The sequence below is a fragment of the Pseudomonas sp. NPDC090201 genome (assembly GCF_044746825.1).
GTDB classification, from domain to species: domain Bacteria; phylum Pseudomonadota; class Gammaproteobacteria; order Pseudomonadales; family Pseudomonadaceae; genus Aquipseudomonas; species Aquipseudomonas putida_AD.
Genome location: NZ_JBIVCX010000011.1, coordinates 26,414 through 45,677, shown reverse-complemented (window position 1 = coordinate 45,677; position 19,264 = coordinate 26,414). Strand labels below are relative to the sequence as shown.

General features: G+C 63.4%; 19 protein-coding genes. 14 read left to right on the top strand and 5 right to left on the bottom strand.

Annotated features, from left to right (window positions below; genetic code table 11):
* Positions 1-284 precede the first annotated feature (284 nt).
* Genes cydP through ACIPOO_RS22225 form a run of 5 tightly spaced genes read left to right on the top strand, consistent with a single transcriptional unit; the run spans position 285 to position 3,642 of the window.
* Positions 285-482 (top strand): cytochrome oxidase putative small subunit CydP, encoded by a 198-nt coding sequence (cydP, locus tag ACIPOO_RS22245; RefSeq protein ID WP_274129972.1) that lies wholly within the window; start codon positions 285-287, stop codon positions 480-482.
* The gene (locus ACIPOO_RS22240; RefSeq protein ID WP_400609866.1) at positions 479-2,068 is read left to right on the top strand and encodes a cytochrome ubiquinol oxidase subunit I; all 1,590 of its coding nucleotides are present in this window, start codon (positions 479-481) and stop codon (positions 2,066-2,068) included. Before cydP ends, ACIPOO_RS22240 begins: the two co-directional genes overlap by 4 nt.
* Before the next feature lie 10 nt (positions 2,069-2,078).
* Positions 2,079-3,221: a cytochrome d ubiquinol oxidase subunit II gene (gene cydB, locus ACIPOO_RS22235; protein WP_400609864.1), complete on the top strand. Its 1,143-nt coding sequence runs from the start codon at positions 2,079-2,081 to the stop codon at positions 3,219-3,221.
* A 12-nt stretch (positions 3,222-3,233) separates the two neighbouring features.
* Entirely contained in the window at positions 3,234-3,350 is a 117-nt protein-coding gene (gene cydX, locus ACIPOO_RS22230) for a cytochrome bd-I oxidase subunit CydX (protein WP_400609863.1), read from the top strand.
* The gene (locus tag ACIPOO_RS22225; RefSeq protein ID WP_400609862.1) at positions 3,340-3,642 is read left to right on the top strand and encodes a cyd operon YbgE family protein; all 303 of its coding nucleotides are present in this window, start codon (positions 3,340-3,342) and stop codon (positions 3,640-3,642) included. Before cydX ends, ACIPOO_RS22225 begins: the two co-directional genes overlap by 11 nt.
* Here ACIPOO_RS22225 and ACIPOO_RS22220 read toward each other — a convergent pair.
* Positions 3,630-4,928 carry an MFS transporter gene (locus ACIPOO_RS22220; RefSeq protein WP_400609860.1) on the bottom strand — a complete coding sequence of 433 codons (1,299 nt, stop codon included), beginning with the start codon at positions 4,926-4,928 and terminating at the stop codon, positions 3,630-3,632. The two genes, ACIPOO_RS22225 and ACIPOO_RS22220, sit on opposite strands and share 13 nt — an antisense overlap.
* Positions 4,929-5,403: 475 nt before the next feature.
* On the opposite strand from ACIPOO_RS22220, the gene ACIPOO_RS22215 reads away from it, so the two are divergent.
* The 8 genes from ACIPOO_RS22215 (at position 5,404) to bla (ending at position 12,604) form a co-directional block, all read left to right on the top strand.
* Complete coding sequence (locus ACIPOO_RS22215) at positions 5,404-6,321, top strand: LysR family transcriptional regulator (protein ID WP_400609858.1); 918 nt, start codon at positions 5,404-5,406, stop codon at positions 6,319-6,321.
* Positions 6,321-7,229 carry a LysR family transcriptional regulator gene (locus ACIPOO_RS22210; RefSeq protein WP_400609856.1) on the top strand — a complete coding sequence of 303 codons (909 nt, stop codon included), beginning with the start codon at positions 6,321-6,323 and terminating at the stop codon, positions 7,227-7,229. The genes ACIPOO_RS22215 and ACIPOO_RS22210 overlap by 1 nt, the downstream gene beginning before the upstream one ends.
* Positions 7,230-7,376: 147 nt before the next feature.
* A complete protein-coding gene (locus ACIPOO_RS22205; protein WP_400609854.1) occupies positions 7,377-8,000 on the top strand; it encodes a glutathione S-transferase in 624 nt (207 codons plus the stop codon).
* An 85-nt stretch (positions 8,001-8,085) separates the two neighbouring features.
* Entirely contained in the window at positions 8,086-10,140 is a 2,055-nt protein-coding gene (locus tag ACIPOO_RS22200) for a pyridoxamine 5'-phosphate oxidase family protein (protein WP_400609852.1), read from the top strand.
* Between the two features lie 28 nt (positions 10,141-10,168).
* Positions 10,169-10,372: a hypothetical protein gene (locus ACIPOO_RS22195; RefSeq protein WP_274129963.1), complete on the top strand. Its 204-nt coding sequence runs from the start codon at positions 10,169-10,171 to the stop codon at positions 10,370-10,372.
* Positions 10,373-10,440: 68 nt separating this feature from the next.
* Entirely contained in the window at positions 10,441-11,100 is a 660-nt protein-coding gene (locus ACIPOO_RS22190; RefSeq protein WP_400609849.1) for a M24 family metallopeptidase, read from the top strand.
* A 99-nt stretch (positions 11,101-11,199) separates the two neighbouring features.
* Positions 11,200-11,628: a molybdopterin-binding protein gene (locus tag ACIPOO_RS22185; RefSeq protein WP_274129961.1), complete on the top strand. Its 429-nt coding sequence runs from the start codon at positions 11,200-11,202 to the stop codon at positions 11,626-11,628.
* A 91-nt stretch (positions 11,629-11,719) separates the two neighbouring features.
* Positions 11,720-12,604, top strand: a complete 885-nt coding sequence (gene bla, locus ACIPOO_RS22180; protein ID WP_400609847.1) for a class A beta-lactamase — start codon at positions 11,720-11,722, stop codon at positions 12,602-12,604.
* Between the two features lie 419 nt (positions 12,605-13,023).
* Here the strand turns inward: bla and ACIPOO_RS22175 are convergent, their stop codons facing one another.
* The gene (locus tag ACIPOO_RS22175; RefSeq protein WP_400609845.1) at positions 13,024-13,506 is read right to left on the bottom strand and encodes a DUF2938 domain-containing protein; all 483 of its coding nucleotides are present in this window, start codon (positions 13,504-13,506) and stop codon (positions 13,024-13,026) included.
* A gap of 306 nt (positions 13,507-13,812) precedes the next feature.
* On the opposite strand from ACIPOO_RS22175, the gene ACIPOO_RS22170 reads away from it, so the two are divergent.
* Positions 13,813-14,406, top strand: a complete 594-nt coding sequence (locus ACIPOO_RS22170) for a trypsin-like peptidase domain-containing protein (protein ID WP_400609843.1) — start codon at positions 13,813-13,815, stop codon at positions 14,404-14,406.
* Here the strand turns inward: ACIPOO_RS22170 and ACIPOO_RS22165 are convergent, their stop codons facing one another.
* From ACIPOO_RS22165 to ACIPOO_RS22155, 3 genes are read right to left on the bottom strand one after another with little or no spacing between them, the layout of a single operon-like run.
* Positions 14,407-15,615 (bottom strand): HlyD family efflux transporter periplasmic adaptor subunit, encoded by a 1,209-nt coding sequence (locus ACIPOO_RS22165; protein WP_274129957.1) that lies wholly within the window; start codon positions 15,613-15,615, stop codon positions 14,407-14,409.
* Positions 15,612-17,771, bottom strand: coding sequence for a type I secretion system permease/ATPase (locus ACIPOO_RS22160; RefSeq protein ID WP_274129956.1), 2,160 nt, complete (start codon positions 17,769-17,771; stop codon positions 15,612-15,614). Before ACIPOO_RS22160 ends, ACIPOO_RS22165 begins: the two co-directional genes overlap by 4 nt.
* On the bottom strand, positions 17,768-19,219 hold the full coding sequence (locus ACIPOO_RS22155; RefSeq protein WP_400609840.1) for a TolC family outer membrane protein: 1,452 nt from the start codon (positions 19,217-19,219) through the stop codon (positions 17,768-17,770). The genes ACIPOO_RS22160 and ACIPOO_RS22155 overlap by 4 nt, the downstream gene beginning before the upstream one ends.
* Between the last annotated feature and the right edge of the window lie 45 nt (positions 19,220-19,264).

Here is a 19,264-nt window from a genome sequence, read left to right as displayed (position 1 = left end):
TGGTGCCTGACACAAAATCTTTGGGTGTACCCGCGAGGCTACCCACTCGGTCCATCAGATGCGGCACGTTGCAAAAGATGTAGGAGCGCGCTTGCCCGCGATGCGCCCGCAGGGCATCCACGTAGCAATCCCCCGCCAAGCCCCTCAAAAACCCACAATCCAATACCAACCACAGTCCCCCTGTGGCACTACGCCACACCCCCCATCCCCCCGCCCTTGATCCAGATCAAAATCCTCAGAAAGGTCTGTAGGAAAAATACCTCGTACCCCGACGAGTCCTCAACATGCCTGGCCCTTTCGATTTCCTCAAACACCCGCTGGCGAAAGAAATCGGGCTGATCCTGTTGCTCAAACTCATCCTGCTGATGGGCATCCGGAGCGTCTGGTTCGACGCGCCGGTCGACGTCAGCGATGACGGGGTGCAAGTCGGCCTGCATGTAATGGGTGCCCCTCCCGAACCTGATGAGAAGAACCCACAATGATTTCGGAATCAGTCGTCGACCTGTCTCGACTGCAATTCGCAATGACCGCGCTGTACCACTTTATCTTCGTCCCCCTGACCCTGGGCATGACCTTCCTGCTGGCCATCATGGAGTCGGTGTACGTCATGACCGGCAAGCAGGTCTACAAGGACATGACCCGGTTCTGGGGCAAGCTGTTCGGCATCAACTTCGCCCTGGGCGTGACCACCGGGCTGACCATGGAGTTTCAGTTCGGCACCAACTGGGCCTACTACAGCCATTACGTGGGCGACATCTTCGGCGCGCCGCTGGCCATCGAAGGGATGATGGCGTTCTTCCTCGAATCGACCTTCATCGGACTGTTCTTCTTCGGCTGGGATCGCTTGAGCCGTGTGCAGCATCTGGCCGTGACCTGGCTGGTAGCGATTGGCTCGAACATGTCGGCGCTGTGGATTCTCATCGCCAATGGCTGGATGCAGAACCCGGTTGGCGCCGAGTTCAACTTCACCACCATGCGCATGGAACTCACCAGTTTCAGCGAGCTGGTGTTCAACCCGGTGGCGCAGGTCAAGTTCGTGCACACCGTGGCCGGCGGTTATGTCACCGGCGCCATTTTCGTCCTGGCGATTTCCAGTTGGTACCTGCTCAAGGGCCGGGATACCGGCTTTGCACGTCGTTCGTTCGCCATCGCTTCGGCGTTCGGCATGGCGTCGATCCTGTCGGTGATCGTGCTGGGCGATGAGTCCGGCTACGAGATCGGCGATGTGCAGAAAACCAAGCTGGCGGCCATCGAGGCTGAATGGGAAACCGAACCGGCCCCAGCGGCCTTCACCTTGTTCGGTCTGCCGAACCAGGCTGAGCAGCGAACCGACTACGCGGTGAAGATTCCCTACGTGATGGGCATCATCGCCACCCGCTCGGTAGACAAACAGGTCACAGGGATCAAGGACCTGGTCAGCGAGCATCAGGGCCGCATCCGCAACGGCATGATCGCCTACGAGTTGCTGGGCAAGCTGCGCGCCGGTGACCACAGTGCGCAGACCCTCGATGCCTTCAACGACGTCAAGAAAGACCTGGGCTACGGCCTGTTGCTCAAGAAGTACACCGACAAGGTGGTGGATGCCAATGAGCAGCAGATCAAACAGGCGGCGCTGGATTCGATCCCCCACGTGGCGTCGATCTTCTGGACCTTCCGCATCATGGTTCTGAGCGGTGTGCTGATGCTGCTGTTGTTCGCCTGCGCCTTCTGGGCCTCGGCGCGCAAGAACGAGACCGGCAAGCGCTGGTTGCTCAAATGGGCGCTGTTCAGCCTGCCGCTGCCGTGGATCGCCACCCAGACCGGCTGGTGGGTGGCCGAACACGGTCGCCAGCCCTGGTCGATTGGTGAAGTGCTGCCGGTGCACCTGTCGGCTTCGACGCTTTCGGCGGGGGATGTCATGGGCTCGATCCTGGCGCTGGTGGCGTTCTACACCGTGCTGCTGATTATCGAGATGTACCTGATGATCAAGTTCGCCCGCTTGGGGCCAAGCAGCCTGCACACCGGGCGTTATCACTTCGAACGCGGTGAAAGCGACGTGACCGCAGCCAAACAACCGGCGCTGGCCTGAGGAACAGACGATGTTCGATTACGAGACACTCAAACTGATCTGGTGGGTGCTGGTCGGCGTGCTGCTGATCGGTTTCGCTCTGACTGACGGCTTCGACCTGGGCGCAGCGATGCTGATGCCTTTCGTGGGCCGCACCGACACTGAACGCCGGGTGGTCATCAACACCATCGCCCCGCACTGGGACGGCAACCAGGTGTGGCTGATCACCGCCGGTGGCGCGCTGTTCGCCGCCTGGCCGCTGGTCTACTCGGCGGCGTTTTCCGGGTTGTACTGGGCGCTGCTGCTGGTGCTGTTCGCGCTGTTCGTGCGCCCGGTGGGCTTCGACTATCGCAGCAAGCTGGAGAACACCCGCTGGCGCCAGAGCTGGGACTGGGGCCTGTTCGTCGGCGGCCTTGTACCGTCGCTGGTGTTCGGCGTGGCCTTCGGCAACCTGCTGCTGGGCGTGCCGTTTCAGTTCGATGACACCTTGCGTTCCAGCTACCACGGCAACTTCTGGCAACTGCTCAGCCCCTTCGGCCTGCTGGCCGGGGTGGTGAGCCTGTCCATGCTCGGGCTGCACGGCGGCACCTGGCTGATGATGCGCACTGAAGGCGCGATTGCCCGTCGCTCGCGGCGTGCAGCGCAGTGGCTGTCGCTGGTGTTTCTGCTGGCGTTCGTCGGCGCGGGGGTGTGGCTGTTGCTGGGGGGAATTCAGGGCCTGTCGATCACCTCGGCCTTCGATGCCGGCAGCGCGCTGAACCCGCTGTCAAAGACCGTTGCCGCTACCAATCACGGCTGGATGGCCAACTACCACGCGCATCCTTTGACCGTCATCGCGCCGTTGCTGGGGATCTTTGGCGCACTGCTGGCCTTGCTCGGTGCCAGCGCGGGGCAGGGCCGGACAGCGTTCGCGGGCAGCAGCCTGGCCATTGTCGGCGCCTTGTGCACGGCGGGTTTCGCGCTGTTCCCGTTCGTCATGCCATCGAGCCTGGACCCGGCCTCGAGCCTGACGGTGTGGGACGCGGTGTCCAGCCACAGAACCCTGGTCATCATGCTGGTCGCCGCCGCCATCTTCGTGCCGCTGATCCTCTGCTACACGCTGTGGTGCTACGCCCGCATGTGGGGCAAGGTCACCGATGCGCACATCGAACAAAACCCTCACGGCCTGTATTAAGGAGCGACAGACATGTGGTATTTCGCCTGGATTCTCGGTGTGTTGCTGGCCTGCAGCTTCGGCATCATCAATGCCTTGTGGCTTGAGGCTTCGGATACTGACGTGGTGGAGAACGGCCGTGACCGCTAGGGTTGCCCGTTCACCGTTCGGCCATGCCATCAGCCGGGTGCTGTCCCTGCTGATGGCGGTGCCCATGAGCCTGGTCCTGCTGATTCACCCCGCCTCGATGCTCGATGCCGACGGCCACTATTCCCACAGCCTGCTGATGCTGGTGATGTGGGGCGTGGCCGGCGGGTTCGTCCATGGCGTCGGTTTCGAGCCCTGGGCACGAGCCTGGCGGGTGGTGTTTCACCCGCTGTTGGCGTGGGGCCTGATGGGCGCAGGCTACGGGATGTGGCTGACGGCCCGTCAGTTGCTCTGAGGCTGAGCCTGCGCCGCCTTGACCACCGGCACGATGGACAACGCAATCAGCGCCGCGATCACGCACAACAGGCCCGAGATGAAGAACGCGGGCAGGTAGCTGGCGAAGTGAGTGCGTGTCCATCCGGCGCCGTAAGCGGCAAAGGCGGCGCCCAACTGGTGACCGGCGAACACCCAGCCGAAGACGATGTTGGCCCGCGCCGGGCCGAACTTCTGCACGGTGAGCTTGACCGTCGGCGGTACGGTGGCGATCCAGTCCAGGCCATAGATCAGCGCGAAGAACGACAGGCCGTACACCGTGAAATCCGAGAACGGCAGGATGATCAGCGACAACCCGCGAAAGCCGTAGTAGCAGAACAGCAGCCAGCGGTTGTCGTAGCGGTCCGACAGCCAGCCTGAACCGATGGTCCCGAAGAAGTCGAAAATCCCCATCACCGCCAGCATGCTCGCGGCGGTGGTGGCGATCAGGCCGTAATCGCCGCACATGCTGATGAAGTGCGTCTGGATCAGGCCGTTGGTGCTGGCGCCGCAGATGAAAAACGTCATGAACAGCACCCAGAACGTCCAGGTTCCGGAGACTTCACGCAGCACCTTGATCGGTGTGACCAGCAATTGGCCCAGGCTCTGTTTGCTGGCAGCGGTGGGCTGGATTTCGGTGTCGCCGTAGGAGGGCAGTTGCAGGTCGGCGGGGTGATTGCGCATCAGCGCCAGCACCGCGACGCCGGCGATGACGATGGCCACGCAGATGCAGGTCAGGGCGGTGCGCCAGCCAAAATGTTCAGTGAGGTTGGCCAGCATTGGCATGAACACCAGTTGCCCTGTGGCGGAACTGGCCGAGAGCAAGCCCATGGCCATGCCGCGACGCTGGGAGAACCAGCGGGTGGCGACGGTGGCGCCCAGCACCATGGCGGTCAGGCCGGTGCCAAAACCCACCACCAGCCCCCACAGGATGACTAACTGCCAGAATTGGGTCATGAACAGCGAGAGGATCATGCCGGTGGCGACCAGGGTCAGCGCGGACAGCACGACTTTGCGCACGCCGAAATGGTTCATGAAGGCCGCAGCGAAGGGGCCGGTCAGGCCGAACAGGGCGAAACGCACGGCCAGCGCCGAGGAGATTTCGGCGGTGTCCCAGCCGAATTCCGCCTCCAGCGGTTTGATGAACACCCCAGGCGCGCCGACGGCACCGGCCATCACCAGCATGGTCAGGAAGGTCACGGCCAGGATGACCCAGCTGTAATGGATGCGGCGGCGGGAGAGGGAAGCCGCGAGGACGGACGAAACCATGAGTGTTTCCTGAGGGTGTGTTGAGAAAAGTGGAGTACGGTCGTGCGCTAATATGAACGCTCAGTCGGGTGGTCGTCGTCAAGCGGATATTTCAGGATGTTTCGCCTCGCGCCTCATCTCCTGTAGGAGCGCGCTTGCCCGCGACGGCGTCCTTGAGTTCGCCGACGCCGGCAAGCCGGACTGCTACGGGGATGTGGCGCCTGCTCTGTAGGAGCGCGCTTGCCCGCGACGGCGTCCTTGAGATCGCTCCCGCCGGCAAGCCGTGCTGCTACGGGAATGTGGCGCCTGCTCTGTAGGAGCGCGCTTGCCCGCGACGGCGTCCTCAAGATCGCTCCCGCCGGCAAGCCGTGCTCCTACGAAGGGATTTCGCCTCGCAACGCCCAGGCAAAGCCCCCGAAACGCTATTACCCTTGCCTCACCGCCCGCTGCACGTGTAAACCATGTCCCCGCCCACCCTCAGATACCGAGCCCCGCCTTGGACAGATTTCAGGAAATGCAGGTTTTCATCGCCGTCTGCGAAGAGCGCAGTTTCGCCACTGCTGCCCGGCGCCTGGAGATGTCGGCGCCCAGTGTCACTCGTGCGGTGGCGGCGCTGGAGAAGCGCATCGGCACGCTGTTGCTGTCACGCACGACCCGCAGCGTACACCTGAGCGAAGCCGGCCAGCGTTACCTGAGCGACTGCCGGCGTATCCTCGGCGAACTCGAAGAAGCCGAAGACTCGGCAGGGGGCAGCATCGCCGAGCCTGTCGGCCAGCTCACCGTCACCGCGTCCATGCTGTTTGGCGAGTTGTTCGTCATGCCGCTGGTGGTCGGCTACCTGCAGCAATACCCGGGCGTGAGCGTCAACGCGCTGTTGCTTGATCGCGTGACGCAGATGGTCGAGGAGGGCATCGATGTTGCCGTGCGCATCGGCCATCTGATGGACAGCAGCCAGCACGGCATAAAGGTCGGCGAAGTGCGCCGCGTGCTCTGTGCATCGCCCGCGTACCTGGATGCCCACGGCCGCCCGCAGCACCCCAATGACCTCAAGCAACACCGGCTGGTGATCTCCGCATCCAGTGTGCTGGTTCGCCGCTGGGACTTCATGGAAGACGGCAAGCCGCTGCAGGTGGATCTGCACTCGCGGCTCACAGTGTCGGCCAACCAGGGGGCGATCTCGGCCGCCGCGATGGGCTGGGGCGTGACGCGGGTGTTGTCCTATCAGGTCGCAAGCCAGGTGGCCAGTGGCGAGCTGGAGCTGATACTGGAGGACTTCGAAGAGCCGCCGGTGCCGGTGCACGTGTGTTATCAGGCCGAGCGCAAGGTGTCGGCCAAGGTGCGGACTTTTGTCGACTATTGCGTCGAACGCATGAACAACGACCCCGCGATCAAGGCCGCCGGGCGCAGCCGCTGATGGATCGTCATCAGCAAATGACCGTGTTCGCCGCCGTGGCCCGCGAGCAGGGGCTGGCGGCGGCCGCGCGCAGGCTCGGGGTTTCCCAGGCGACCATCAGTCGCTCGCTGGCCGCCCTGGAAACCCGCCTCGGCGCGCAGTTGCTGAACCGCAGCACCCGCGGCGTGAGCCTGACCGAGGTCGGCCGTGCCTTCGCCAGCGAATGCGAGCGGTTGTTGCGCATGGCCGATGAAGCCGACGCATCGGCCAATGGTCTGCACGTCGAACCCAAGGGCCTGCTGAGCCTGGTAATGCCCTTGCTGTTCGGTGATCGTCTGTTGATGCCGATTGTCCTCGACTACCTCAAGGCCTGGCCGGGCATCGAGATGTCGGTCACCTATCAGGACCGCTTTCCCAACCTGCACGAAGAAGGCATCGATGTGGCGGTGCTCATCGGCGCGCTGCCGGATGCGTTCATGGTCGCGCGTGAAGTAGGTGCCGTGCGCCAGATCGTCTGCGCCAGCCCCGCGTACCTCGCGCGCCACACCGAACCTCGAACCCCAGCCGATCTGGCCGCCCACTCGGTCGTGGTGTGCAGCGCCGACAACCGCATGCAGGAGTGGCGCCTGCGCCAGAACGGTTTGATGCGCACGGTGCCCTTGAAGCCGGTGCTGCGCTGCACCACGCCCAGGTCGGCCATCGAGGCATCGGTCAGGGGCGCAGGGCTGGTCTGCTGCCTGCACTATCAGGCTGACGAGCACCTGCGCGCCGGGCAACTTGTCCCCGTGCTCGAAGCCTTCGAGCCCGATCCCGTTCCGGTGCATCTGGTCTATCGTGAAGGGCGGCGGGCATCGGCGCGGGTGCGCAGCTTTGTGGATTTTGCCGTTGAACGCATGCGCCAGCACCCCGTGCTGTCCACCGGAGGATGACCGCGAAACGCCAATAATTTCATGAGATGAAATGCTGGATTGCCTTTCGTGGTGATTCTGTCTTCTGCTGTTGTGGATCAGTATCGCTCCATCAGTACGGATCAGCCCGCACTGACACCCACTCACACAGAACCAGGAGCCAAACCCATGAGCGCAATCAAGCTGTATCACTTCCCGCTGTCCGGCCACGCCCATCGTGCACAGTTGATGCTGTCGCTGCTGGGGCTGGAGCCTGAAATCAGTTTCGTTGACCTTGCCAAGGGCGCGCAGAAAAACGCCGAGTTCCAGGCACTGAACACCTTCGGCCAAGTGCCTGTGATCGACGACAACGGCACGATCATCGCCGACTCCACTGCGATCCTGGTGTATCTGGCGAAGAAATACGACACCACCGGCCAATGGCTGCCTACCGATGCCGAAGGCGCCGCTCAGGTTCAGCGCTGGCTGTCGGTGGCCTCGGGCCAGATCAACAACGGCCCGGCCCGCGCCCGCCTGATTACCGTATTCGGCGCAGGTTTCGACCCGCAAGACACCATCGAACGTGCCCACGCGGTGCTGCAGATCATCGAGAAGCACCTGAGCGGCCGCCAGTTCCTCGCCGCCGATCACGCCACCATCGCTGACGTCGCCGCCTACACCTACATCGCCCACGCGCCTGAAGGGAACGTGTCGCTGGAAGCCTGCCCGAACGTGCGCGCCTGGCTGGCCCGTGTCGAAGGGCTCAAGGGCTTCGTGCCGATGCCGAGCACCAAGGCCGGCCTGGTGGTTTGATTGCAGGGAGTGCGCGGCTGCACGGCACGCGCACTCCACGATCCGTCGATGATTTCACTGCTCGGAGGTTTGCGTCATGAACGACATGTCTTCTGAAAAAAACTCACCGTGGCATCCGGGTGAACTGCAGATGCAGGAACACGCCGGTGTCGCCGAGCGGATGAAAGCCCTGGGCAAACGGGTCGTGCGCGACTTCATGCCCGATCAACATCGTGAATTCTACGAGCATCTACCGTACCTGTTCATCGGTGCGGTGGATGCACAAGGCAGGCCCTGGGCGAGCCTGATGGACGCCGACGTCGGCTTCATCGCATCGCCCACCGAGCACCGGCTGGACATCGCCCGCTTGCCCGACAGCGACGATCCGATGGGCGAAGCCTTTGCTCCGGGCACTGCAGTGGGCCTGTTGGGGATCGACCTGCACACCCGGCGCCGCAACCGCATGAACGGCCATATCCAGGCCATCGACGATCAGGGTTTTTCGATCGGCGTCGAGTATTCGTTCGGTAACTGCCCGGCCTATATCCAGTTGCGTGAACTCAAACAGATCCCTCTGGATGTCGCTGGTAAAGAGCAGCGTCCGCCAGTGCAGCATATGGACGCCCTGTACGACGCAGCGGTGGCGATGATCAGTGCGGCCGACACGCTGTTCGTCGCCAGCTACGTGGACCTGGAGGGTGATGCGCCTCGTCGTTCGGTGGACATGTCCCACCGCGGCGGGCAGGCCGGTTTCGTCCGGGTCGAAGGCAACGTGCTGACCGTGCCGGATTTCGCCGGCAACCTGTTCTTCAACACGTTGGGCAATCTGCTGGTCAACCCGAAAGCCGGCCTGCTGTTCATCGACTTTCCCACCGGTGACGTGCTGCAACTGACCGGGCGCGCCACGGTGATTCTCGAAGGCCCGGAAATCGCGGCATTCCAGGGGGCAGAGCGGCTCTGGCAAGTGGAGGTCGAGGCGGTGGTTCGCCGTCCGCAGGCGCTGCGTTCGCGCTGGGAGTTCGAAGAGTTTTCCCCCATGAGCCTGCTGACCGGCGACTGGGAACAGGCCGCGACCCGGTTGCAGGCCGACGCCCTGCGCGATCAGTGGCGGCCATTGCACGTGACGCGGATCGAAGACGAAAGCGCGGGCATTCGCTCCTTCTACTTCGAGCCCGCCGATGGTGCAGGCATGCCGGCGTTCAAGGCCGGGCAGCACTTGCCGTTGCGCCTGACCCTGCCGGGCCAGGACCGGCCGGTGATCCGCACCTACAGCCTGTCCAGTGCGCCATCGGATGAGTTTTTCCGCATCAGCGTCAAGCGCGACGGGCTGGTCTCGGGGCACCTGCATGACGTGTTCAAGGTCGGTGATGTGATCGAGGCGCGGGCGCCGCAGGGCAGTTTCGTCCTCGATCCGCTGGAAACCCGGCCACTGGTGCTGCTGGGTGCCGGTATCGGCGTCACACCCATGTTGTCGATGCTGCGCGAGGTGGTTTATCAGGGCAAACGCATGCGCAAGATGCGCCCCACCTGGTACGTCCAGAGTGCACGTCGTCTGGTGGATCTGGCTTTTCGCGAGGAATTGGACACACTGGTTGCCAGCGCCGGAGACAAACTCACGGCCGTCCGCCTGCTGAGCCAGCCCGAAACCGAGGCTCGCCTGGGTCATGACTTCCACCTCGCAGGTCGCATTGACCTGAATCTGCTCAAGGCACTGTTGCCGTTCAACGACTTCGATTTCTATGTCTGCGGACCGGCAAGCTTCACACAAGGGCTGTATGACGAGTTGAGGGCGATGCACATCCGTGACGAGCGGATCCACGCCGAGACCTTCGGACCCTCGACCCTCAAGCGTACCGGCGATCAACAGACCGCCGGGATCGAACAGCCGCCTGCGGCCACGACATCGGTGCCGGTGATCTTCGAGAAGTCCGCCAAGGAGGCGCGCTGGCAGCCCGATGGCGGAAGCTTGCTGGACCTGGCCGAAAGCCGTGGCCTTACCCCTGAATACAGTTGCCGCGGCGGTTCGTGCGGCACCTGCAGGACCCGGCTCGTCAGCGGCCAGGTGCATTACCCGGTCCCACCCGCCGAAATGCCGGCGGCCGACCACGTGCTGATCTGCTGCGCAGTCCCGGCCCAAGGGCCGTTGGTGCTCGATCTGTAACCATCCATGCGTGTGCAGGAGTGTTGTGATGAGTAACTGGCCCGCTTTCGAGAAAGAAGACGATACCAACCAGTGCCAGACGTCCGAGCAGGAAGTGTCGTGGCTGTTGCCGCAGTCTCTGGCGTCGCTTGCCGGTGAACTGGCCGCCGACCACGAGGAGCAGGACAACCCGGCAACGTTGCGGCTGATTACCTGGGTGCGCTCGGTTTCGACCTTCAGTCGGCATCGGTGATTGCCCGTTGCATCGCTATGTAGTAAATGTCATAGCGATATCACAACGGCAACACTCGAGAGGACGCAATGAACGCAGCAGCGAAGGAAGCGGTTGGGGCGATTTACGACATCCAGGCCATGCGCCATGCCCAGGCCATGACCTGGAAGGCCATCGAGCTGGTGTCCCGACGCATCAAGCCGGGCATGCTGGAGTCCGAGGCGGTGGCCCTGGGCAAGGCGGCGCTGGCCGAGCTCGACACCCAGCGCATCTGGCACCCGATGCTGATCCGCTTCGGCGCCAATACCCTGAAAACCTTCAAGCAGCGCTCCGATGGCGACCCGGTGCTGGGCGAGAACGACATCTATTTCATCGACATGGGCGCCGTCTGGCAGGGCCATGAAGGCGACGCCGGGGCGACGTTCACCACTGGCAATGACCCTGAAATGCAAGCCTGCGCCGCTGCCGCCAAAACCCTGTTCGATGTGGTCGAGCAGCGCTGGAAGACTGGCGCCGTGCAAGGCGTCGAGTTGTACCGCTTTGCCGAGGAGCAGGCCACGGCCATGGGCTGGAAGCTGAATCTTGAGATCAAGGGCCATCGCGTCTGCGATTTTCCCCATGCGATCTATCGCGGCGGTAACCTGGGGGATTTTGACGCAGTGCCCAATCCCGGCCTGTGGATTCTGGAAATCCAGATCGCCCACCCGAGCAAGCCGTATGGCGCGTTCTATGAGGATCTACTTTCCTGACTTTTAGGTCAGAAAAATTGAGCGTTGTAGTTGTAATGACATAACGCTCCCTTCGAAGATGGGCGGCGATTCATTCCCCTCATGACAAGGACACACGACATGAAAGTCAGCGCCCGCAACGTATTCAAAGGCACCGTCAAACAGATTCAGGAAGGCTCGGTGAACGCCGAGGTCGCCCTGACCCTGGCCGGCGGCGAAGAGCTGGTGGCGGTCGTCACCCTGCAAAGCGTCAAGAGCCTGGGGCTGGCGGTGGGCAAGGAAGCGGTCGCGCTGGTCAAGGCGCCGTGGGTCATGGTCATGACCGACGCGAGCGGCTTTCGCCTGTCGGCGCGCAACAGCCTGCAAGGCAAGGTCAGCCGGGTCAGCGATGGTGCGGTAAACGCCGAAGTGATCATTACCCTGGCCGGCGGTACAGAGGTCTACGCTATCGTGACCCGTGAAGCCGTGACCGAGTTGGGCCTCAAACCTGGCGTCGACGCCACTGCGGTCATCAAGGCATCGCACATCATTCTGGGCGTGCCTGCCTGAGTCGAGCATCAACCTGTGATGGCAGCCTGCGCAGACGGCTGCCTTTGCTGATGGTCGGAGATACTTATCTGCACCAACAAGGACGTGAATCTTGATTTCCCGCAGAAGCCTGATCGGCGGTTCGCTACTGGCGATCCCCGCGTTGTACAGCCTCTCAACGCTTGCGGCCGATGTCGCGAGCCCTGCCAATACTTCCATCGAACAGCAATTGGCCGAGCTTGAGCGTCGCCATGGCGGGCGGCTGGGCGTTGCCATTCTCGACACCGGCAGCCAGCGGCTGATCGCCCAGCGCGGCGATGAGCGGTTCGCCCTGTGCAGCACCTTCAAGGCGTTGCTGGCGGCATTCGTGCTGGTGCGCGTGGACAGAAAGCAGGAAGACCTTTCGCGAATGATCGTCTACGGCAAGGAGCAGTTGGTGCCTTATTCGCCGATCACCGAGAAACATACGGGCGAGGGGGGCTTGAGCGTTGGTTCGATCTGCGAGGCGGCGGTCACGCTGAGCGACAACACCGCTGCGAACCTGCTGCTGGACAGCGTCGGCGGCCCGCAGGCACTGACCGACTGGCTGCGCTCGACGGGGGATGACACCACCCGCCTGGACCGCCACGAACCCGAACTCAACGAAAACCGCCCTGGTGACCTGCAAGACACCACCACGCCAGTGGCGATGCTGAATACCTTGCGCACGCTGGTGTTTGGCAACGTGCTGTCACCGGCCTCGCGGGATCAGTTGATCGCCTGGCTGGTGAGCAACAAGACCGGCGACCAGAAACTGCGCGCCGGCCTGCCCAAGGGTTGGCGCATCGGCGACAAGACCGGCTCGGGCGCCAACAACGCCAGCAACGACGTCGCCGTGATATGGCCCACCAGCCGCGCGCCGATGATCGTGACGGTGTACTACACCCACTCCAGGGCCGACGCCGCGCAGGTCAATGCGGTGATGGCCGAGGTAGGGCGGTTGGTTGCGTCGGTTTGATCTGCCGAGTCATCGAATTCCCGTAGCCGCACGGCTTGCCGGCGTCGGCGATCTTGCGGCCGCCATCGCGAGCGAGCTCACTCCTACAGGATTGGGGTGGATTCGATATTCTTTGCCACACCCGAAACCGTAGGAGCGCGCTTGCCCGCGAATGGGCGGAGCATTCAATCGAAATGTGTGTGTGGCACCACGTCCGTCGCGGGCAACTCTGACCGTAGCAGCACGGCTTGCCGGCGTCGGCGATCTTGCGGCCGCCATCGCGGGCAAGCGCGCTCCTACAAGATTGGGGTGGATTCGATATCTTCGCCACACCCGTAACCGTAGGAGCGCGCTTGCCCGCGAATGGGCGGAACATTCAACCGAGATGTGTAAGGAGCACCACGCCCGCCGGCAAGCCGTGCGGCTAAGCGTATCAACGATCACCCCACCAGCAACGCCGCCCCATACATCCCGATGGCAAACACCACATGTCCCACCACATTCTGCAACCGCGCCAGCGCAGGGTTGGGGGCCTTGTTGCAGGCGACTCCCACGCCCATTCCCGGTTGCAGAATGAACCAGCCTGCGCCCACCGTTACCAGGCCCACCAGCAATGCCGGAAAGAACGTCGGGCTGTGGGCCCATTGCACGCCCCAGATCGTCAACAGCACCGCGGCAAAAATCACCCCCACCGTGTAATGCCCGATCCAGCCAATGCGCAATTCATCCGCCACTTCAGGAGAATTCGCGATACCCCGGCGGTGCACGAACTGCCCGTGGCGCATGCCGGCAAACCAGCGGCCCACCAGATGCCAGGGCGGCGTCGGCAAGCCCAGGGTGGCCTTGAGCAACACCGCCCACAGATCAAGCAATGCTGTGCCGCCTATGCCGATCAGCAAGGCCAGAAAAATGAATTCGAACATGGTGCTCCCTGGAGGTCAGACGGAAGGTAGACGGAAAGCAAACGCGTCCGGCCGCCTCACTCTAGCAGTTTTGCCGATGTTGGCAGCCATTCGCAGAATTAAAAAGAAATTCACTCAACGCACAACGAAAGACTTGGATCCAATAATCTCAGTGCATCGATAGCAGACAAGCGGTAGCGTGAGGCTATTGATAGGATGATGGCTCAATGACATATTTGCGCCCTCATCAACCAACCTCGTGTGCCAAACATGCGTGCCATCTCGTCATTGGTAGCGGCCTCAGTGCTGCTTGGCGGATGCAATGGAATGCCCACCGCTTTCAATCAGGATCCCGTGTACAACCAGGCTTTCGTCGTCCATTCGGGCGCGCCGCTACCCTACATGCTCATGGGTACGGCCGTGCAATGGAACGAGGAGTATGCTGTCACCGTCAAGCACATTCCCTACATCCCGGGGTCGGTCTATCAAGGCCGCAGCGATGTGCAGTTTTTCAAGCACAAGGCCGATGGCGTTCCGCTTTGGCGGGCGTACAAGCCCGGTGAAGCGCTGACGGCGGTGGGGTTCAATTCGCTGTATGTGCCGGTCAAGGGCAGTGGCCATGCGCTTCCCGCGCTGGTGCGCCTGGACACCAACGAAGGCAGCGTCATGTATGGCACCCACGACGGACCGGTCGCCAAGGGCATGTCTGGCGGCCCGGTGTTCTCGGCCGACGGCAAGGTGGTCGGCATCACCGTGGCGTTCCTGACGTCCAGCGACCTTCAGGCCATCAAGCGGCCGGACCTGGCCAGCCAGCCACGGGTGAGTATCTTCCTGCCGTACGTGGAGATCAGCCGCGAGTGGAGCCGCTATCTGGCCCAGTCGAACCCGGCCGGTCAGACGACCCACGTCGCCAGCCGCTGATCAACGTTCGCGCAAGGCTTCGCGGGCGCGGTTGAGCGGTTTTATCAGGTAATCCAGCACCGTCTTCTCGCCGGTGCGGATATCCACCGTCGCAATCATGCCGGGAACGATGGCAAAGGTCTTCCCGGCCTTGTTACGCAGCACATCCGAGTCGGTACGGATGAACACCCGATAGTAGAAGACCTCTGGCTTGACCTCGTCCTGGATGGTGTCCGGGGAGATGGTCACCACCTTGCCGTCCAGGCTGCCGTAGATCGAGTAGTCGTAGGCGGTGATCTTCACCTTGGCCTGTTGATCGGGATGGATGAACGCGATGTCCCGAGGCGAGATCCGCGTCTCGATCAGCAGCTGTTCATCCAGCGGCACGATCTGCATCAACTGGCCGTTGGGTGGGACCACGCCGCCAATGGTCGTCACTTCGATGTCCTTGACGATCCCGCGCACCGGCGAGCGCAGGGTCAGGCGCGACAGCGAGTCGTTGCGCCCGCGGATCACCGCCACCAGCATCTGCGCTTCGGCGTTGGCCTTGGCCAGGTCCTCGCGGGCACGCACCATGTAATCGGACTTGGCCTCGGTGGCCTTGAGTTCCAGTTCCGAGCGCTGGCGGTTCAGGCGCAGCACCTCGACCTTGCTGGATGCGCCGATCTTGGCCAGGTTCTCGGTGATTTCCAGTTCGCTGCGCACCAGTTTCAGCGAGCTCTGAATGCCGGTCAGGGTGTCTTCCAGACCTTTGCGGCGGGCCTTGTAGAGTTCGCTTTCGGCGCGGATCAGGTTGGGCGAGTCGTTGAGCGAGGCGTCGAATTTCAGCGGCTGGTCGCTCACCTCCGCCTGCAGGCGATTGACGCTGGCCAGTGCCGCCTTGTACTTGGCTTCACTCTCGCCGACGTTGGACTCGGTCTTCACCGCATCCAGTTGCGCCAGCACCTGGCCGCGTTCCACCAAGGCGCCTTCGGTGACGTTCATCTGCTTGACGATCCCGCCCTCCATGGACTGGATCACTTGCTCCCGGGAACTGGGCACCACCTTGCCGGTGCCGGTGGACACCTCGACCACCTCGAACAGTGCCGCCCAGATGAAGAAGCACGCCAGCATCAGCGCGCAGCCCCAGATCACCCTGACGCCGCCGCTGACCTTGCGCTCGTCGCTGCCATCCAGATACGAAACCTGATCGGGCAGGCGTGGGGTGTTGTCAGCCGTCAATGCCTTCATGCCGGTGCTCCTTGCGGTGTACGCAGCCTCGCGAGGGCGGCGTCGCGATGGTCATCGATGACGATGCGTCCGTTGTCCAGCACGATGATGCGTTCCACCAGTTGCAGCACGCTGACCCGGTGGGTGGCGACGATCAGGGTCCGGCCCTGGCACCAGGTGGCGAGTTTTTCCAGCAGGAAACGTTCGGTGATGTCATCCAGCGAGGCGGTGGGTTCGTCCAGCAGCAACACCTGGGGCTGGCGGATCAACAGGCGTGACAGCAACAGGCTCTGCCGCTGCCCGCCGGACAGCCCGAGGCCGCCTTCCAGGACCAGGTGGTCCATGCCCTTGGGCAACTGGCGCACGAAATCCAGCGCGCCGGTCACGGCCAGCGCGGCGATGATTTCCTGATCGCTGGCCTGGCCCGCGCCCAGGGTGATGTTGTCCCGCAGGGTGCCGTGGAACAGCCGGGCCTGCTGCGACATCAAGCCGACGTCGCGGCGCAGGTCGGCGGGGTCCAGGTGGCCGAGGGCGATGCCGTCCAGGGTGGTCTCGCCGCTGCTCAGGTCCATGCCACCGGCCAGGGCGTGGAGCAGGGTGGATTTGCCCGCGCCGTTGCGCCCCAGAATGGCGATGCGCTCGCCGGGACGGATCTTCAGGTCGATGCCGCTCAGGGCCATGGGCGATTCTTCGCTGTAGCGAAAACCGGCCTGACGCAACTGGTAGTCGCCACGAATTGCCGGCAGGTGCACGCGCTGGCTGCCTTCGGGGTGATCCACCGGCATCTGCATGATGCGGTTGAGCCCTTCGAGGGCGACCTTGGCCTGCTGCCAGCGGGTGAGCACGTGGGTGACCTGGGCCATGGGGCCCATCATCCTCGATGACAGGATCGAGGCCGCCACCAGGCTGCCGGTGGTCAGGTCGCCGGAGATCACCATCGGCGCGCCGCAGACGATGACCACGGCGAACACCCCGCCTTGTACGCTCTGGGTCCAGGCCACCAGGCTGTTGGTCAGGTTGCGCAGACGCAGGCTGCTCTCGGCGGAGGCTGCGTTGTAGTGGTTCCATTGTTGCTGGAAGCGCTGCTCGGCCTGCAATGCCTTGATGTCGTCCATGCCTTGCACGCTTTCCACCAGCATCGCGTTGCGCAGCGCGGCTTCACGCATCGATTCGTTGGCAAGCCTGGCGAGCTTTCGCTGGGCCAGAATGCCGGGCAGGATCATCGCCACCAGTGCGATCAAGGGGATCAGCACCAGCGGCCCGCCGATCAGGTAGAACACCAGCAGAAACAGCAGGAAGAACGGCATGTCGGCCAGCGCCGTGGCGGTGCTGGAGGTGATCAGGTCGCGAATCTGTTCAAGCTCGCGCAACTGCGAGATGAAGGAGCCGGTGGACTTGGGCCGCGCCGAATTGCGCAGGCGCAGGGCGTGGCCGAACACCAGGTCCGAGACCCGCAGGTCGGCGCGCTTGCCCAGTACGTCGGTGATGCGCAGGCGCATCAGGCGCATCACCAGGTCGAACACCAGCGCCAGCATGACACCGCCGAACAGCACGTACAGGGTCGGCATCGATTCGGCCGGAATCACCCGGTCATAGACCTGCATGGAAAACAGCACCCCGGCCATGCCCAGCAGGTTGGCCACCAGCGAGGCGAGCATGACCTGGGAATAGGGGCGCAGGTCACTGAGCACGATGCGGCGAAACCAGTGTTCGTCGTAGGGCTTGATGTAGTCGTTGGTGCGCACGTCGCTGAGTGGCTGGGTGGGGCGCAGGATCACCGTGCGCAGCGCCTGTTCGGCCAGGGTCGCGGGGTCCATGCGGCTCTGCAGGCCCTGGTCGCCGCTGAAGGCGATGCCCAGTTCGCCTTGCTCGCTGACACTTTCGATCACCCCGACCTGCCCATCGCGCAGTTGCACCACCAGCGGCGTGCGCCAGCGGCTTAAGCTCTTGCGGTCGTAGCTTGCGAACTTGACGCTCAGGCCGGCCTGGCGCGCCATGTGCCGGACCACTTCCTCGACCCGCCCTTCGTTTTGCAGGGAGGCCAGGCGGATGCTTTCCGGGGAGACGTCCAGCCGGTAATGCCGCGCGACCTTGAGCACGGCGTCCAGCCAGGGCCCGAAATTCTGCCGGCTGCCGTCTGCGCTGCTGTCGCTGGGAATGACGATGGCATCGGTCATGGCAGGATCTCCACGTGCTGAATGCTGCTGTGATCAATGGCGAATGCCCGGCGCAGGCCGCCGCTGTTGTACAGGCAATCGATTTGCAGGCGGCGCAGGTCGGCCTGGGTATTGGCCAGGTCGAAACGCGACTGGTGGATTTCCTGCTCGGCGTTGAGCAGGTCGAGCAGGGGCCGGGTGCCCAGATCCAGGTACTGCTTGCCGTACAGCTCGCGGGCCTCGGTGATGCTGTTCTGCCGTGATTCCAGGGAGTTGAGCCGGCGGGTGAGGCCGGAGGTCTGCGCCTGGGATTCGCTCAAGCCCTGGCGGGCCTGAAGCTTGGCCGCGTCTTCGGCCGAGTCGGCAGCGGTCAGCGCGTAGCCTGCCGCGCGGCTGCGGGCGCTGATGGCGCCGCCCTGGTAGATCGGCACTTCCAGGTTGAGAAAGATCGCCGCCTGGGTGCGGTCCACGGCGGGGTTCTGGTTGTCGTAATTGTTGTCCAGGTACTGATTGAGCGATGGCTCAAGAGACAGTGTCGGATAGGCCTCGGCCTTGGACTGCGCCAGTTCGGCCTGGGCCTGGGTACGCTGTGCAACCGCCTGCAGCACCGCAGGCAGTGCATCGGTGATGATCGGGGCATTGCAGGACTGGTTCAGCGAAGGGTCGAAGCCGTCGTTGACCTGTGGGGTGGTCTGGCGGCCCAGCAGGTTGGCCAGGGTCATCTCCCAGCGCGCGTACTGCGATTTGTATTCCTGCAGGGTGGCAATCGCGCCATCGACCCGGGACTGCGCCTGCACCACGTCCGAGCGGGTACTGGCACCCATGTCACTGCGCTGCTTGGCCAGCTCGACGATTTCGCCCACGCCGTGGATCTGCTCGCGGGCGATCTCCAGCAGGTGCTGGTAGCGCTGCACCTCGATGTAGGCGAACGCGGTGTCGCGTCCCACCTGGTCGATGGCCAGCAGGATGCTCGCCTGGCTGCGCGCTGCCTTGGCCCGCGCCGCCTGCACGGCGTTGTCGACCTTGCCGAAGTCGTACAGCATCTGCTTGAGGGAAATGCTCACCGACTGGCTGCCGGCGTCGCTGCCGTAACCACTGCTGTAACCTCCCTTGATCCCGCCGGAAATCTGCGGGTAATAACCGGCCTCGGCGACGTTGATGCCTTCGGCTTGCTGGTACAGCGTGCCGACGGCTTCGGCGATGCTGGGGTGCCAGTCCACGGCCAGTCGCACGGCCTGCTGCAGGCCCAGGGTTTCCCCTGTTCCGGTCCCGGGTACACTGGCGTCGCTGCCCGGAATCTGTGGATAGGCGGGCGTCTTGCCGGGGTTGCCCGGCTGTTTCCTGCGGTCCTTCTCCGGCTGGCTCTGCAGCCGGGAAGGGCTGATGCTGCGCAGAGCCGGATCGATGTAGTCCTCGCCCCACGCCCCGATGATGTTTCCCTGACACAGGCCGATGGTCAGCACGACCATCGACCATTTCCTGCGGCGAACAGACTTCACATGATTCCCTTACTG

What these genes read in the sequence shown, in the direction of transcription:
- ACIPOO_RS22195 (WP_274129963.1), top strand. Translation starts at nt 10,169, where the DNA reads ATGAGTAACTGGCCCGCTTTCGAGAAAGAAGACGATACCAACCAGTGC.
- ACIPOO_RS22185 (WP_274129961.1), top strand. Translation starts at nt 11,200, where the DNA reads ATGAAAGTCAGCGCCCGCAACGTATTCAAAGGCACCGTCAAACAGATT.
- ACIPOO_RS22175 (WP_400609845.1), bottom strand. Translation starts at nt 13,506, where the DNA reads ATGTTCGAATTCATTTTTCTGGCCTTGCTGATCGGCATAGGCGGCACA.
- cydP (WP_274129972.1), top strand. Translation starts at nt 285, where the DNA reads ATGCCTGGCCCTTTCGATTTCCTCAAACACCCGCTGGCGAAAGAAATC.
- ACIPOO_RS22205 (WP_400609854.1), top strand. Translation starts at nt 7,377, where the DNA reads ATGAGCGCAATCAAGCTGTATCACTTCCCGCTGTCCGGCCACGCCCAT.
- ACIPOO_RS22165 (WP_274129957.1), bottom strand. Translation starts at nt 15,615, where the DNA reads ATGAAGGCATTGACGGCTGACAACACCCCACGCCTGCCCGATCAGGTT.
- cydX (WP_400609863.1), top strand. Translation starts at nt 3,234, where the DNA reads ATGTGGTATTTCGCCTGGATTCTCGGTGTGTTGCTGGCCTGCAGCTTC.
- ACIPOO_RS22160 (WP_274129956.1), bottom strand. Translation starts at nt 17,771, where the DNA reads ATGACCGATGCCATCGTCATTCCCAGCGACAGCAGCGCAGACGGCAGC.
- ACIPOO_RS22190 (WP_400609849.1), top strand. Translation starts at nt 10,441, where the DNA reads ATGAACGCAGCAGCGAAGGAAGCGGTTGGGGCGATTTACGACATCCAG.
- ACIPOO_RS22200 (WP_400609852.1), top strand. Translation starts at nt 8,086, where the DNA reads ATGTCTTCTGAAAAAAACTCACCGTGGCATCCGGGTGAACTGCAGATG.
- ACIPOO_RS22240 (WP_400609866.1), top strand. Translation starts at nt 479, where the DNA reads ATGATTTCGGAATCAGTCGTCGACCTGTCTCGACTGCAATTCGCAATG.
- cydB (WP_400609864.1), top strand. Translation starts at nt 2,079, where the DNA reads ATGTTCGATTACGAGACACTCAAACTGATCTGGTGGGTGCTGGTCGGC.
- ACIPOO_RS22170 (WP_400609843.1), top strand. Translation starts at nt 13,813, where the DNA reads ATGCCCACCGCTTTCAATCAGGATCCCGTGTACAACCAGGCTTTCGTC.
- ACIPOO_RS22220 (WP_400609860.1), bottom strand. Translation starts at nt 4,928, where the DNA reads ATGGTTTCGTCCGTCCTCGCGGCTTCCCTCTCCCGCCGCCGCATCCAT.
- ACIPOO_RS22210 (WP_400609856.1), top strand. Translation starts at nt 6,321, where the DNA reads ATGGATCGTCATCAGCAAATGACCGTGTTCGCCGCCGTGGCCCGCGAG.
- ACIPOO_RS22155 (WP_400609840.1), bottom strand. Translation starts at nt 19,219, where the DNA reads ATGGTCGTGCTGACCATCGGCCTGTGTCAGGGAAACATCATCGGGGCG.